The following is a 13,695-nucleotide window of genomic DNA, read 5'->3' on the forward strand; positions in this document are numbered from 1 at the left end:
GGAGGGAAAATATGACAACCAGGGCAGGTAGTAACGCCGGCCAGGTAATAGTCGGCGGTTTAAAGAGTTTAATTACACCTGTTGCAGCTATAGTTCTGGCCCTGATCCTGGGGGCTGCCGCCATTGCCCTCATGGGTCTGGACCCCTTGAATGCCTATCAGAGCATGTTGCAGGGGGCCCTGGGCTCGACCAACGGCATCGGCGAGACCATGGTTAAAGCCACACCGCTGATCTTTACCGGCTTGAGCTTTGGCTTGGCGAAAAAGGCCGGGCTCATTAATATCGGTGCTGAAGGGCAGCTCTATATGGGCGGCCTCTTAAGCGTGATAGTTGGTATTTCCCTGAAGGGGCTACCCATCTTTATCCATCTGCCCCTGGCCATCCTGGCCGGCTTTATCGGCGGTGGCCTGTTGGGGCTCCTTTCCGGCTGGCTCAAGGTGCGCTTTGGCGCCAGCGAGATTATCACCACGGTAATGTTGAACTACGTGGCCCAGTATTTTGTTAGCTATATGGTCAACGGGCCCCTTATTGAACCCCCGGGGAATTTCCCCCAGAGCCCGCCGGTGGCGGCCTCAGCCCAGTTACCCATCATCCTGGCCGGTACCAGGTTGCACCTGGGCTTCATTATAGCCATCCTGGCCATCCTGGCCTACTATATCTTCATGTGGCGGACCAATACCGGTTATGAGATGCGGGTGGTGGGCCAGAACCCCCAGGCTGCGGCCTACGCCGGTATGAATGCCGCTCGGACTACACTTCTATCTATGTTTCTGGCCGGGGGTATGGGCGGCCTAGCTGGCGTTGGGGAGATCCTGGGTATCCAGCACCGCCTCTTCCAGAACTTCTCCCCCGGTTATGGCTTCGACGGCATCGCCGTCTCCCTGCTGGGTTATAACTCGCCCATCGGGATTTTCCTGGCGGCCATCCTCTTTGGCATTCTGCGGGCCGGGGGCAACATGATGCAGATGATTGCCAACGTGCCCATTGCGGTGGTTTATATTATCCAGGCCTTTGTGATTATCTTTGTCGCCGCCGAGGCCCTGCTGCGGCGCCGGCGAAGCAAGAGGAAGGCAGCCCGGGTCCAAGCAACCCCGGCTGTGGCGGAGGTGGGCAAAAATGGCTGATATCCACTGGGTTAATGAAGTTGTCAATTTCCTTTCGGCGGATCTACGAACAGCCATGCCCTTATTGCTGGCGGCCACGGGTCTGATCTTTACCGAGCGCGCCGGCATCGTCAACATCGGTGTGGAAGGCATGATGCTGGTGGGTTCCTTGGCCGGGGTAGCAGGGTCCTTTTTCCTGGGTAATGCCTGGCTGGGGGTGCTGGTGGCTGTGGCGGCCGGCGGCCTGTTGGGCCTCTTCTTCGCCTACCTGGTAGTCACGGCCCGGGCCGACCAGGTGGTCATCGGCACAGCCTTCAATATCCTGGGGCTGGGCCTGACAACTTCCTTTGCCCGGGTAATCTTCGGGGTCAATACGGCACCGCCGCAAATCGATTCCTTCAAGCCGATGGCTATCCCGGTGCTGGCCAAGATCCCCATCCTGGGTCCGGTTCTCTTTAACCACTCGGAGCTGGTTTACCTAGGCCTGATCCTGGTTCCCCTGGTGCACTTCTTTCTCTTCCGGACCACGACGGGTCTGAAGATCCGGGCCGTGGGCGAAAATCCCCGGGCCGCGGATACGGTAGGGATCAATGTCTTTAAGATCCGCTACGGCGCCTGCATCGTCGGTGGCGCCCTGGCCGGGATGGCTGGTTCCTACCTTTCCTTGAGCCTGCTGAACTTCTTTACCGAGAATATGACTGCCGGTCGCGGCTTTATCGCCCTGGCAGCGGTCATCTTCGGTAAATGGACGCCGGTTGGGACCCTGGGGGCGGCCCTGCTCTTTGGCGCCGGCGATGCCCTCCAGTACCGCCTGCAGGCTGCCAACTCGGGGGTCCCCTACCAGTTGCTCCTGATGATCCCCTATATTCTGACCATCGCCGCCCTAGCGGGTTTTGTCGGCCGGGCGGTAGCCCCGGCAGCCAGCGGTCAGCCCTACGAGAAGGAGTAGGCAAAGGGAGCCCCTTATACTGGTTAACATTCTCGGAAAAGAGGATATTAAATATTTATGTCGAACTATAAGGGAATCCTATCTACCGGCTAACATCACCGCCGTGGGCGATAAAAAAACTAGGCCGAGGGAAGTTACCGGCCAAACAGATTGCAATAGACAAACCCATAGCGAGTAAACAAAGTGGGCGGGGGCGGCAGAAATCCGGCTGCCGCGTCGGAGCCGTATAGGGACATTTGGGCAGCTATTGCTGCCGGCTGTGCCCCGGCGGTACCCACAAAAAGAAAACAAAGCGGGGCACGCCCCGCTTTGTTTCGTTAAGGGCCGGCAGCAACTCTTTAATTATGCTATAAACAGAAACGGCTGTAGCGGCACCCTGTTTTCCCTTGCAACTGCACGGGCCTTATAGTTGCCGGAGGGGTTGCTTTAGCGATAATGAGAGCGAAAAGGGAAAAATTAATAAGGGAGTGCCGGTTTACACCCTATTTTAGGAAGTACCTGTCTCGAGAAGGGAGAGGAGTAAATGGTAGCCACATCGACCAGGAGGCTGGACGCCTTGGCTAAGGTAACCGGCCGGGCTCGTTACGCAGCCGATCTCCAATTCCCCAATATGGTGCACGTCAAAGTGCTTTATAGCCCCCATCCCCACGCCCGGATTCGCCGCATTGATACCGACCAGGCGAAGGAGATCCCCGGTGTCCTGGCCGTCCTCACCGCCGCGGATTTGCCGGGTATTCCCAGCCGGGAGAAGGAGCGGCCTATTCTGGCCCGGGATCGGGTGCGTTATCTGGGGGACGGGGTGGCCATCACTGTAGCCGAAGATGAAATGGTCGCCAAGGAGGCCCTGGAACGGATTATCGTTGAATACGACGTTTTGCCGGCTGTTTTTGACCCTGAGGAGGCCCTGCGGCCGGGAGCTCCCGAACTGCATCCGGGCGGCAACCACGTGTGTCACTTTAGGGTGCGCCACGGCGATACGGAAACCGGGTTTGCCGCCGCTGATGTTATTTTAGAGCAGACCTATCGTACCCACCGGGTGTACCACGCCGCCCTGGAGCCGGAGGCCGCCGTAGCCGTACCCGAAGCTGACGGCAGTTTGTCTATTTACTGTCCTACCAAAAATCTTTTTAACCTGCGCCGAATTGTAGCGGAAGCCCTCGCCTGGCCCCTTAACAAAGTACGCATAGTGGAGTCGACCATCGGCGGCTCCTTTGGTGGCAAAGATTACGATATGGCTGTTATTGCCGGGAGGGTAGCCTTGGCTGCCCTGGCAACCGGTCGCCCCGCCCGGCTGGTTGTTACCAGGGAGGAGTCTCTAAAGGAATCAACTAAACGCCACCCCTACATCTTAAATTATAAAGTCGGCGCTAAAAGGGACGGCACCTTGGTGGCTATGACCATCAAAGGAATTACCGACGCCGGCGCCTACGCCTCCAAGACCCCCTTGGTAGCCTGGCGCTCTACAGTAGAGGCTGCCGGGCCCTATGTAATTCCTCATGTGGCTACCGACATTATAGCCGCCTTTACAAATAATATGCCCTCCGACTCCTTGCGGGGCTTCGGCTCGCCCCAGGTAAACCTGGCTGTTGAGCTGCTTATGGACGAATTGGCCGGCGAGCTGGGTCTGGACCCCTTGGAGCTGCGATTGAAAAATGGCTACCGCGACGGCACGGAAGCGGTTACTGGCCAAGTGCTGCGGGACGTCAGCCTGGAGGAGTGCCTGCATAAAGTGGCGGCAGCCACAGGCTGGCGGCAGAAACGGGCGCTCTATGCCCGGCAGAAAGGCACGCGGCGGCGGGGTATCGGTTTGGCCTGCAGCTTTCGCGGTTCCTGCTTCGGCGCCGGCGGCGAGGGTCTGGACGCTGCCGGCGCCATGGTCAATGTTGAACGTGACGGCAGTATCAATGCTGCCAGCGGCATTTGTGAAGTCGGTCAGGGTTCTTGGACCGCCTTTGCGCGGATTATCGGGGAGATCTTAGGGGTTGATCCGGCCGGGATACACTTCAGCCCGGTGGACAGCGCGCGGGTGGTTGACAGCGGGCCCACCGTCGCTTCCCGGGGTACTGTTGTCGGCGGCAACGCCGTACGGCTGGCGGCGGAGGAGATACGGCGGACTATGGCGGGGGTGGCGGCGGAAATCCTGTCCGTGCCGGTAGAAGATATCGATTTTGGCGGAGGATACGTTTTCAGCCGCCGCCGGCCCGACCGGAGGCTTGCCTTCCCGGAACTGGCCAACACCTGTCTTTCCCGGGGCCTGACCCTCTTTGGTTACGGTTGGTATAAAATACCGGACCTGACGTGGGACTTTGAGCGGGGCCAAGGGGAGGCCTATTTTAACTACGTCTATGCCGCCAGCATCGCTGAGGTAGAGGTCGATTTAGAAACCGGCAAAGTAGACGTCCTGCATTACACGGCCGCCCATGACGTAGGTAACGCTTTGAACCCGGCGGCTGTAGCCGGGCAGATTGCCGGCGGCGGCGCCATGGGGATCGGCTACGCCCTGCTGGAGTCGGCTGAACCCCACCAGGGAGAACTCAGCAACCTTAACTTTGACAACTACCTGCTGCCTACGGCCCTGGATACAGGAACTATTACCCCCCTGATTATCGAGCACCGGGACCCCCTGGGCCCCTTGGGAGCCAGGGGCCTGGGCGAACCGGCGACCCAGATTGTGGCGCCGGCCATCATTAATGCCATCTGCCAGGCCATTGGCCGGCGCCTATATAACCTGCCGGCCGGCCTGGAACAGGTATTGGCAGCCGTCAGGAAGCAGGAAGGAGAGCGGGAGGATGTTTAAGGAACTGTCCTACTGCCGCCCGCAAACGGTGGCTGAAGCCGTGGCCGCCCTGCAAACCCCAGGGGCCCGGGCCCTGGCCGGCGGCACTGACCTGGTGGTCCACCTGCGGGAAGGCCGCCAAGGAGTGACCATGGCCGTGGATCTAAACGCCATTCCGGGCCTGGGACAGATTGGCGTCCAGGGGGAGGAGATTTTCCTTGGTCCCCTGGTAACCTTCAGCCAGTTGATGAATTCGGCCCTCATCCGGTATGAGGCGCCCCTCTTGGCCCGGGCAGCGGCGACCGTCGGCTCACCCCAGATTCGCAACCGGGGCACCATTGGTGGCAATATCATGAACGCCAGCCCGGCCGGGGATAGCCTGCCGGTCCTCCTGGCATTGGACGCCGAGGTTACTCTGGCCGGCCCGACGGGGGAACGCCGCCTCTCCCTAGCGGTCCTGCTGGCCGGTCCTTATCGTACCCGAGCCCTACCGGGTGAGGTCCTGAAGGAAATCCGGTTTCCCCGGCTACCGGCCGGTTGCGGTAGCAGCTTTGTAAAGCTGGGGCGCCGCAATGCCCTGGCCATTGCTCGCATCAACGTGGCTGCCGTGCTCCAGGTGGAGGCGGGGCGGATCAACTTCGCCCGCCTGGCGGTGGGGGCGGTAACCCCTGTACCCCGGCGTTTCCCAGAGGCCGAGGCTGTCCTGACGGGAGTCGGCCCCGGGGAAGAGGTTTATAAAGCCGCCGCCCGGGAAGTAGCCGCCGGGATGGTTCGGGCAGCCGGCCGGCGACCCTCCTTTGCCTACAAAATACCGGCCGTCCAGGCTCTGGTCCGCCGGGCCCTGGCGGAAGCAGCCCAGGCTATTGAGGGAGGTGAGGCTGATGCACCGGGTAGCCATTAAAATGATTCTTAACGGGCGGCCCTGGGCCGGGGAAGTGCCGGCCGGGGCCACCCTGCTGGAGGTCCTGCGGGACCAGCTGGGTCTCATGGGTACCAAACACGGTTGTGGTATCGGCGAGTGCGGGGCGTGTACAATCCTGCTTAACGGTAAAGCGGTCAACTCCTGCCTGGTCCTGGCCCCCCAGGCCGACGGCGCCGAGGTCCTCACGGTGGAAGGCTTGAGCCGGGATGGGCAGCTGGACGTTCTGCAGCAGGCCTTTATCGACGCCCACGCCGTCCAGTGCGGTTACTGTACCCCGGGGATGCTCATGAGCGCCAAAGCCCTGCTCATGGAAAATCCCTACCCTACCCGGGACGCCATCCGCCGGGCCATCGCTGGCAACCTCTGCCGTTGCACCGGCTATGAAGCTATAATCGACGCCATCGAGCTTGCCGCCCGGCGGCTGGAAGGAGACGGCTCGGATGCAAACCTTGATTAAAGGCGGGTGGGTTCTAACCCTTGATGATGACTACCAGGATTGGAACCCGGGCTATGTTTTAGTAGCAGACGACCGGATTACGGCTGTAGGGTCCCTTACGGACTGCCCGCCGGAACTGGAAGCGGCGGCCGCTCTAATCCTGGACGCCCGGGGCCAGGCGGTCCTGCCGGGCCTGGTCAATGCCCATACCCATCTCTTCCAGACCTATATGCGCGGCCTGGCCGATGATAAACCCCTGTGGAACTGGCTGAAGGAAGAGATCTGGCCCTTCTCCCTGGCTATGGTGGAAGAGGATTTTTACCTGGCGGCTATGGTGGGCTGCCTGGAAAACCTGAAGAACGGCGCTACCAGCGTTGTTGACATGCACTATATCCACACCAGCAAGGCCAACGACGATCTGGTCTTTGAGGCCATGCAGGCCAGCGGCATCCGGGGTACCCTCTGTCGTGCCGCGGCCGACCAGAACTACCAGCCTGAGCTTATGGAAGACCGGTCCACCATCCTGGCGGAAATGGAACGCCTGGCGCGGCGGTGGCACGGCGCCGCCGGCGGCCGCCTGAGCCTCTCCTTCGGCGCTTTGAACCCCTGGGGGTGCTCGCCGGAGCTGATGCAGGCCGCGGCGGCCCAGGCGCGGGAACTGGGCCTGAAGCTCCAGATGCATGTCGCCGAGACCCGGGCCGTAGCCCAAACTACCCTGGATACCTACGGCCGGCGTAACGTCGAGTGGCTGGCCGACCTGGGCTTCCTGGGCCCTGACAACCAGCTGGTCCACGGTGTCTGGCTGGACGAAAATGAAATTAACCTGGCGGCGGCTGCCGGCGCTTCCCTGGTCCATTGCCCGGTGGCCAACATGTACCTGGCTTCGGGGGCGGCGCCGGTGCGCCGCTGGCTGGACGGGGGCTTGAATGTCGCCCTGGCCACCGACGGGCCGGGGAGCAATAACAGCCAGGATATGCTGGAGGTATTAAAGTTTACCGCCTGCCTGCAAAAGGTGACGACCCTGGAGGCTATGGTCCTCTATCCCCGGGATGTCCTGACTATGGCCGCCCGCGGCGGCGCCCGGGCTGCGGGCCGGGACGATCTGGGTATCCTGGCGCCGGGAATGAAGGCTGATATCATCACCGTTAACCTGCGGGCTCCCCATGTCGGGCCGGTCCACCGGGCCGACTCGGCCCTGGTCTACAACACCAACGGCAATGACGTCGTCAACGTCCTGGTGGACGGCCGCCTGGTGGTCCGGGACCACCGCTCCACTCTCGTGGATGAAGACGAGATTATGGCGCGCGCCCAGGCCCGTGTTGATGCCTTGCGGCGGGAATTGGGCAAGTGAGGGGGTGATTGTGAGGTCGGGAAGAATGAAAAAAGTCCAGCCTGTCTGGATTACCGTCAAGCTTGAAGAGTAGGCCTGTAGAACTTGAAGAATTAGGGGGGTGGTAGAGAACGGTAGGCTTACAGGAGATAAATTGACATTGTAGCAGGGGGATTTGTTACCGGTTTAAGAAGTTTTATAGTCGCTATCCGGTGTATAAAGACCTGGGGCAACATGAAAGCGTCATAACCTGGCCTGGAAGGCAAGGGCGTCTAATAGGCCGCGGGTTCTACCGGACCGGGGCGTTTACAAACGACCCTGGCCAGAGAAATTATACGGAGCCCCCTCATGGCGGCATGCAGCTGCCAGCGAACGGGAGAAATGAGCTAAGCACCTCTTACTTCTCACATCTCATTTAGAAGGAGGCACTTTAATGCGGCTCAAGCTAATTACTTTACTAATCATCAGCACCCTTACCCTGGCCCTGATCGCCGGTTGCGGCGGCGGCAAACAGAACAACCCCGCCCCGAATAACAACCAGGCCGCTGATAGCCAGCAGTTAAAGGTAGCCCTGTTGCTGCCAGGCCCCATAAACGACATGGGCTGGAACGCCTCGGCCTATGAAGGCCTGAAAAAGGTAGAGAAGGATTATAACGCCCAGGTGGCCTACCGGGAGAACGTGGCCCAGTCGGATATGGAAGAAGCCTTCCGGGCCTATGCCATGCAGGGTTATAATGTCGTTATCGGTCACGGCTTCCAGTTCGGCGACGCCGCCAAAAAGGTGGCACCCCAGTTCCCCAAGGTAAAATTCGTTGTCACCAGCAGTAATATTCACCAGGACCCCAACCTGGCTTCGGTAAATATCGATAACGAAATGCAGGGCTTTTTGATGGGCGCAGTAGCCGGCTTGATGACCAAAAGTGGCACCGTAGCCGCCCTGGGCGGCCAGCAGATCCCGCCCATTATCGGTTCGGTGGAGGGCTTTGCCAAGGGGGCGAAGTATGTTAACCCCCAAGTAAAGGTCGTTACCACGTATACCGGTTCCTTCGACGACGTTAATAAGATGAAGGAGACGGCCCTGGCCATCATTGAAAACCAGGGTGCCGATATTATCATGGCCAATGCCAACCAGGCCGGCCTGGGGGCCATCCAGGCCGCCCAGCAGAAGAAGGTCCTGGCCATCGGCAGTAACACTGATCAGAATGCTGTCGCCCCCGATACAGTCCTGGTTAGCGGTATCAAGAGCGTGCCGGTCCTGGTCTCTTTTGTGGTCCAGAAGATCCAGGACGGCAGTTTCCAACCCCAATTTTTTAACCTGGGGGTAAAGGAAAAGGCTGTTTTCCTCTCGCCCTGGCACGGTTTTGACAGCAAGGTGCCGGCCGAGGTCAAGGCTAAACTGGACCAGATAACCAAAGACCTGGGCGACGGCAAAATCGACCTGAGCAAATTAAGCAAGTAATTCTGTACCATTGGGTTTTATCAGAAACCATACTAGCCATTGGCACTCTACGAATAAATTCAGACGTGACAGATGTAAAGATAAAAGCTGGAATTGCAGATAAAAGATTAAATACTTGAAGCCATTTTCTTTATTAAATGGCTTTTTTATTTTCCCCGGGCGAGCCATAGCCACCTTTCTTTTAATTACATCAAAAAAAATCTATCGATTTTACTATTAGCAAAAGGAGTTTCACGATTAATGGCGAATATATAAGACAACTGAAACAACAGGAATATAGAAATGGGGAAGGGGAGGGCTGATGGAGCAGGAATATATAGTTACTGACTCTATTGCTGAGAGCCTTGCTATTTTGGCAAAGTATCACGGCAAGGCCAGAATTATAGCCGGCGGTACAGATCTGCTGCTAGATTTGCAAGCAGGGAAAAAAGATGTAGATATTTTAGTTGATATCAATAATATTCCTTCCCTTAAAAGTAGTAAATATGAAGCGGGTTATATTGTAATTGGGGCCGGTGTTACCCTCAGCGAGGTTACCAGCTCGCCATTACTATGGCGACAAGCGACGCTCCTGGGCGAAGCAGCGGCAGCAGTTGGCTCGCCCCAAATAAGAAATGTCGCCACGGTAGTTGGTAATATCATTAATGCCCAACCGGCGGCCGACACCGCGGTAGCCCTGGTAGCCCTGGAGGCGGAAATCGAAGTAAGAGATAACCATGGCAACCAATACCGGCGGGTAGCTGATTGTTATGCCGGCCGGGGCTTGTCGCTGATTGATAGCACCAGGCAAATTGTAACCGGGGTTAGATTTCTTCCTTTAAAAACAGGCCAGGGCTCGGCCTTTGTCCGTTTTGCCCTTAGAAAATCGTTGGCTTTGCCGGTAATCAACACCGCAGTAATTGTCACCCTGGATAATGAAGCCAAGATTAGCTGGGCGCGCATAGTTTTAGCCCCGGCCGGGCCTGCTCCTTTCCAGGCGAAGCAGGCTGAAAGTCTACTTCGTAACTGCCTCCCCAGCCGTGAGAATCTGAGTCAGGCGGCTAAGATTGCAGCCGCGGAAGCTCCCTTACGCGATAGCCCCTTACGTGGTTCGCGGGACTATCGCCGTTCTTTGGCTGAGGTCCTGGTCGAAGAAGCGCTGGCCCAAGCCGTCCGGCGGGCGAAGGAGGGTATACCCAGTGGCTGCCATTGAGCTGGATTTTATCCTTAACGGGGAACCGCTTAAAGTCAGGGTCAACCCTGCCATAACCTTGTTGACTTTATTGCGGGATCACTTGGGCCTTATGGGAACCAAGGAGGGTTGCGGCCGGGGTGAGTGTGGTGCCTGCACCGTCATATTAGAGGGCAAGGCTGTGAACTCCTGTTTAATACCGGTTTTAAAAGTCCAGGGACGGCGGGTGGAAACTATTGAAGGGTTGGCCAAGGGAGATAGATTACATCCCCTCCAGCAAGCTTTTATTGAGACGGGTGCCGTACAATGCGGTTTTTGCACGCCGGGCATGATCATGACGGCCAAGGCCCTGCTGGATCGGAACCCCAGACCGACCAGGGAGGAGATCAAGGAGGCCCTGAGCGGTAATATTTGTCGCTGTACCGGTTACGTTAAAATTGAGGAAGCCGTTGCCCTGGCTGCTGCCAGGATAGGGGGTGTTTAAAATAATGACGAATATTATACCGCCAATATCAGGTACCGACCAGTATCGGGTTGTTGGTCAAGGGATTGCCCGCCTGGATGCTTACGAAAAGGTTACCGGCAAAGCCACTTATACTACGGATATAACTTTACCCGGGATGCTGTTCGCCAAAATTCTGCGCAGCCCCCATCCCCATGCCCGCATCATAAATATTAATACGGCTCGCGCCGAAGCTTTACCAGGAGTGAAGGCCGTCTTAACTTACCAAAATACACCCCGGGTTAAATTTAATGCTGCCGCTACTTCAACATATACGATACCTCCCTTGGAAGCAGTTAAAGATCAATATCTTTTCGATGCTGTCGTCCGTTATGCCGGTGATGAAGTAGCCGCGGTGGCCGCTATAAACGAAGAGATAGCCCGGGCAGCCCTGGACCTCATTGAAGTCGAGTACGAAATCTTACCGGCAGTATTTGATCCTTTACAGGCTTTAAAACCGGAAGCGCCAGCGATCCACACGCATTGTACCCAGAAGAACGTGGTCGGGGAGAGCCTGCAATTCGGGCTGGGCGATATTGAAGTCGGCCTGGCCAAGGCCGAAGTTATTGTCGAAGCAACCTACAAATTACCGGTGCAAAAACAGGGGCAATTAGAAACGCAGGCAGCCGTAGCTGCTTTAACCGGCGATGGCAAATTAACTATCTGGTCGACGACCCAGACGCCCCATCCAACCCGACGGATTATTGCCGAGATTTTTAATCTGCCTTTAAATAAAGTGCGGGTTTTAAATCCGCCTTATGTGGGGGGCGCTTTTGGGGTTCGTATAGGTTTAAGCGCTAAAGCGGAGCCCATAGCTGCCGCCCTGGCCCTGGCTACCGGCCGGCCGGTGAAAGTGGTTTACGGTCGTTGGGAGGATTTCATCGCCTCGGATACCAGGCATGCCGGTTACATTACAGTAAAATTGGGGTTAAGTAAGGATGGTACATTTCAAGCCCTGGTTATGCAGGCGATAATGAATGGCGGTGCTTATTGCAGCTGGAGTGCCGATGTTCCGGGGGCTATCGGCTCGCGAGGGCTGACTATTTACCGGGTGCCCCATTCTAAGTTTGCAGGTTATAGCGTTTATACCAATACTAGCCCCGCGGGAGCTTGCCGGGGCTTTGGCGCCCCCCAGCCGACCTTTGCCGTGGAAATGACGGTTGCTAAGGCAGCGGCGCAGTTAGGAATAGACCCGGTGGAGTTACGGTTAAAAAATATCATTAAACCAGGTGACTCCTGGGTAGCTCCCTTCCCCTGCCTGAGCAGTGGCCTGGAGGAGTGTTTAACCAGGGGGGCGGCTAAAATCGGCTGGCACCGGAGAAAGGAACTGGAGCAATTTAATGCCGGCTCGGAACGTTATAAACGGGGTTTAGGTGTTGCCGTCGGCAACCATATCAGCAGCGCTTTTCCCTTCCAGACGGATTACTCCAATGTCTACCTGTCGCTGCAACCGGACGGGACCATCCAGCTGGCCAGCGGCGTCGTCGAGATGGGGACCGGGACCAAAACTACTTTGGCCCAAATAGCTGCCGAAGTTCTCGAGGTTGAAGTGGAAGCGATAGCCGTTTCCTTGGCCGATACCGAAATAGTACCCTATGATGTCGGTAGCCAGGCCAGCCGCAGTAGCTACGCCGCCGGCCTAGCTACCCTGCAGGCAGCTAAGGACTTAAAAGAGCAGATTTTAGCTTATATCAGCGCTAAATGGCAATTAGCCAGGGAAAAACTGGCCTGGCAAAAGGGTGCCGTTTTCTCCCGGGATGACCCGGGCAAGCGCCTGACATTAAAAGAGGTAGCGGCTGATGCTGATTTTCACAACCGCCAGTTTGCCACCGTGGGGAAAAATGCTTCCCAAAACGCCCTCTCCTGGCATGCCCACTTTGCTGAAGTTGAGGTTGATACCCAAACGGGTGCCATTAAGGTTATCCGCCTGGTGGCAGCCCATGATATGGGTAAGGCCATTAATCCGGCCATCGTCACCGGTCAGATCCAGGGTGGGGCGGTTATGGGCCTGGGTTATACCCTGAGTGAAGAAATAATTTATGACCCTGATGGCAGGCAACTACAAGACAGTTATCATAAATATATGTTGCCAATGGCCCCTGATGTACCGGAAATCGAGACTATTATCGTCGAAGCCGGAGAACCGACGGGTCCTTTTGGGGCCCGGGGGGTAGGGGAAAATGCCGTGGCTCCGGTGGCGCCGGCGATAGCCAGCGCTGTTTGGCAAGCTACGGGAATATGGTTTACCGAATTGCCTCTGACCCCTGAACGTGTATTTCGAGGGTTAAAGCGCAAGTAAGCTTGCTGCTTGCTTCATAAAAAATATTATTTAGGGGGAATTAGCTTTGACGGAAGTAAAGATTTTAGGTATCAGCGGCAGTCATCGCCATGGGGCAACCGAATATTGTGTCCAGGAGGCCTTGCAGGCAGCTGCGACCGTACCAGGGGTGACAACAGAGTTCATATCCCTCCGGGGAAAAAAGATCAGCCATTGCATTCATTGTAACAAATGCATCAAGACCAACCAGTTATGCCACATCAAAGACGATTTCCAGGCAGTCCAGGAGAAGTTCTTAGAAGCCGACGGCTATATCCTGGGGACGCCGGTTTATCAGATGAATTCGACACCCCTGCTCCAAGATTTTTGCAGCCGGTTGCGGCCCACTTACCTAGTTTATCCGGGACATTTTGCCAACCGGGTCGGTGGGGCGATAGCTACCGGTGGGACCCGCCACGGTGGCCAGGAAATGGCTTTATTGACCTTGAGAAACTTCTTTTTAACCTATGAGATTTTAGCTACTGGTGGTCCGGGGGGTAATTATTGCGGTGCCTGCGTCTGGACTAAAGATCAAAAGGAGGAGGGAGCCAGGGATGATACAGTAGGCATGGAAAAGGTGCGCGGTTTAGGGCGCCGGGTAGCCGAGGCAGCGTTAATCCTGAAAGCAGGGAAAGAAACCTTACAGTCCCAGGGAATTGATTTGAAGCGCGAGACGCTATGGTTTAAAGATCATTACCAAAACGTGGCGGCAGAAGAATAAAACTGATTT

General features: G+C 57.0%; 11 protein-coding genes. All 11 read left to right on the top strand.

All coding sequences use genetic code 11. The annotated features are described in order from the left end of the window. Window positions 1-11: 11 nt before the first annotated feature. The 11 genes from SDD30_RS10320 to SDD30_RS10370 all read left to right on the top strand — a co-directional run bounded on the left by SDD30_RS10320 (window position 12) and on the right by SDD30_RS10370 (window position 13,686). Window positions 12-1,124 carry an ABC transporter permease gene (locus tag SDD30_RS10320; protein WP_434074836.1) on the top strand — a complete coding sequence of 371 codons (1,113 nt, stop codon included), beginning with the start codon at window positions 12-14 and terminating at the stop codon, window positions 1,122-1,124. Beyond that, on the top strand, window positions 1,117-2,052 hold the full coding sequence (locus SDD30_RS10325) for an ABC transporter permease (protein ID WP_434074837.1): 936 nt from the start codon (window positions 1,117-1,119) through the stop codon (window positions 2,050-2,052). Before SDD30_RS10320 ends, SDD30_RS10325 begins: the two co-directional genes overlap by 8 nt. A 523-nt stretch (window positions 2,053-2,575) precedes the next feature. Beyond that, entirely contained in the window at window positions 2,576-4,849 is a 2,274-nt protein-coding gene (locus tag SDD30_RS10330) for a xanthine dehydrogenase family protein molybdopterin-binding subunit (RefSeq protein WP_434074838.1), read from the top strand. Then, the gene (locus tag SDD30_RS10335) at window positions 4,842-5,729 is read left to right on the top strand and encodes an FAD binding domain-containing protein (protein WP_434074839.1); all 888 of its coding nucleotides are present in this window, start codon (window positions 4,842-4,844) and stop codon (window positions 5,727-5,729) included. The genes SDD30_RS10330 and SDD30_RS10335 overlap by 8 nt, the downstream gene beginning before the upstream one ends. After that, a complete protein-coding gene (locus tag SDD30_RS10340) occupies window positions 5,710-6,207 on the top strand; it encodes a (2Fe-2S)-binding protein (RefSeq protein ID WP_434074840.1) in 498 nt (165 codons plus the stop codon). Before SDD30_RS10335 ends, SDD30_RS10340 begins: the two co-directional genes overlap by 20 nt. Then, entirely contained in the window at window positions 6,191-7,537 is a 1,347-nt protein-coding gene (locus tag SDD30_RS10345) for an amidohydrolase family protein (RefSeq protein WP_434074841.1), read from the top strand. The genes SDD30_RS10340 and SDD30_RS10345 overlap by 17 nt, the downstream gene beginning before the upstream one ends. Window positions 7,538-7,949: 412 nt before the next feature. Then, window positions 7,950-8,975: a BMP family protein gene (locus SDD30_RS10350; RefSeq protein ID WP_434074842.1), complete on the top strand. Its 1,026-nt coding sequence runs from the start codon at window positions 7,950-7,952 to the stop codon at window positions 8,973-8,975. A 301-nt stretch (window positions 8,976-9,276) separates the two neighbouring features. After that, window positions 9,277-10,167 (top strand): FAD binding domain-containing protein, encoded by an 891-nt coding sequence (locus tag SDD30_RS10355; RefSeq protein ID WP_434074843.1) that lies wholly within the window; start codon window positions 9,277-9,279, stop codon window positions 10,165-10,167. Continuing rightward, on the top strand, window positions 10,163-10,630 hold the full coding sequence (locus tag SDD30_RS10360; protein WP_434074873.1) for a (2Fe-2S)-binding protein: 468 nt from the start codon (window positions 10,163-10,165) through the stop codon (window positions 10,628-10,630). The genes SDD30_RS10355 and SDD30_RS10360 overlap by 5 nt, the downstream gene beginning before the upstream one ends. A 4-nt stretch (window positions 10,631-10,634) precedes the next feature. Then, a complete protein-coding gene (locus SDD30_RS10365) occupies window positions 10,635-12,947 on the top strand; it encodes a xanthine dehydrogenase family protein molybdopterin-binding subunit (RefSeq protein WP_434074844.1) in 2,313 nt (770 codons plus the stop codon). 46 nt (window positions 12,948-12,993) lie between these two features. Beyond that, the gene (locus tag SDD30_RS10370) at window positions 12,994-13,686 is read left to right on the top strand and encodes a flavodoxin family protein (protein WP_434074845.1); all 693 of its coding nucleotides are present in this window, start codon (window positions 12,994-12,996) and stop codon (window positions 13,684-13,686) included. The last annotated feature ends 9 nt before the right edge of the window (window positions 13,687-13,695 follow it).

It is taken from the genome of Moorella naiadis (nom. illeg.) (assembly GCF_051020825.1).
Lineage (GTDB): Bacteria > Bacillota > DSM-521 > Neomoorellales > Neomoorellaceae > Neomoorella > Neomoorella naiadis.

Bases quoted from the DNA above. Each gene is read 5' to 3' on its own strand.
- SDD30_RS10355 (WP_434074843.1), top strand. From the start codon at position 9,277: ATGGAGCAGGAATATATAGTTACTGACTCTATTGCTGAGAGCCTTGCT.
- SDD30_RS10350 (WP_434074842.1), top strand. From the start codon at position 7,950: ATGCGGCTCAAGCTAATTACTTTACTAATCATCAGCACCCTTACCCTG.
- SDD30_RS10345 (WP_434074841.1), top strand. From the start codon at position 6,191: ATGCAAACCTTGATTAAAGGCGGGTGGGTTCTAACCCTTGATGATGAC.
- SDD30_RS10325 (WP_434074837.1), top strand. From the start codon at position 1,117: ATGGCTGATATCCACTGGGTTAATGAAGTTGTCAATTTCCTTTCGGCG.
- SDD30_RS10330 (WP_434074838.1), top strand. From the start codon at position 2,576: ATGGTAGCCACATCGACCAGGAGGCTGGACGCCTTGGCTAAGGTAACC.
- SDD30_RS10320 (WP_434074836.1), top strand. From the start codon at position 12: ATGACAACCAGGGCAGGTAGTAACGCCGGCCAGGTAATAGTCGGCGGT.
- SDD30_RS10340 (WP_434074840.1), top strand. From the start codon at position 5,710: ATGCACCGGGTAGCCATTAAAATGATTCTTAACGGGCGGCCCTGGGCC.
- SDD30_RS10335 (WP_434074839.1), top strand. From the start codon at position 4,842: ATGTTTAAGGAACTGTCCTACTGCCGCCCGCAAACGGTGGCTGAAGCC.
- SDD30_RS10365 (WP_434074844.1), top strand. From the start codon at position 10,635: ATGACGAATATTATACCGCCAATATCAGGTACCGACCAGTATCGGGTT.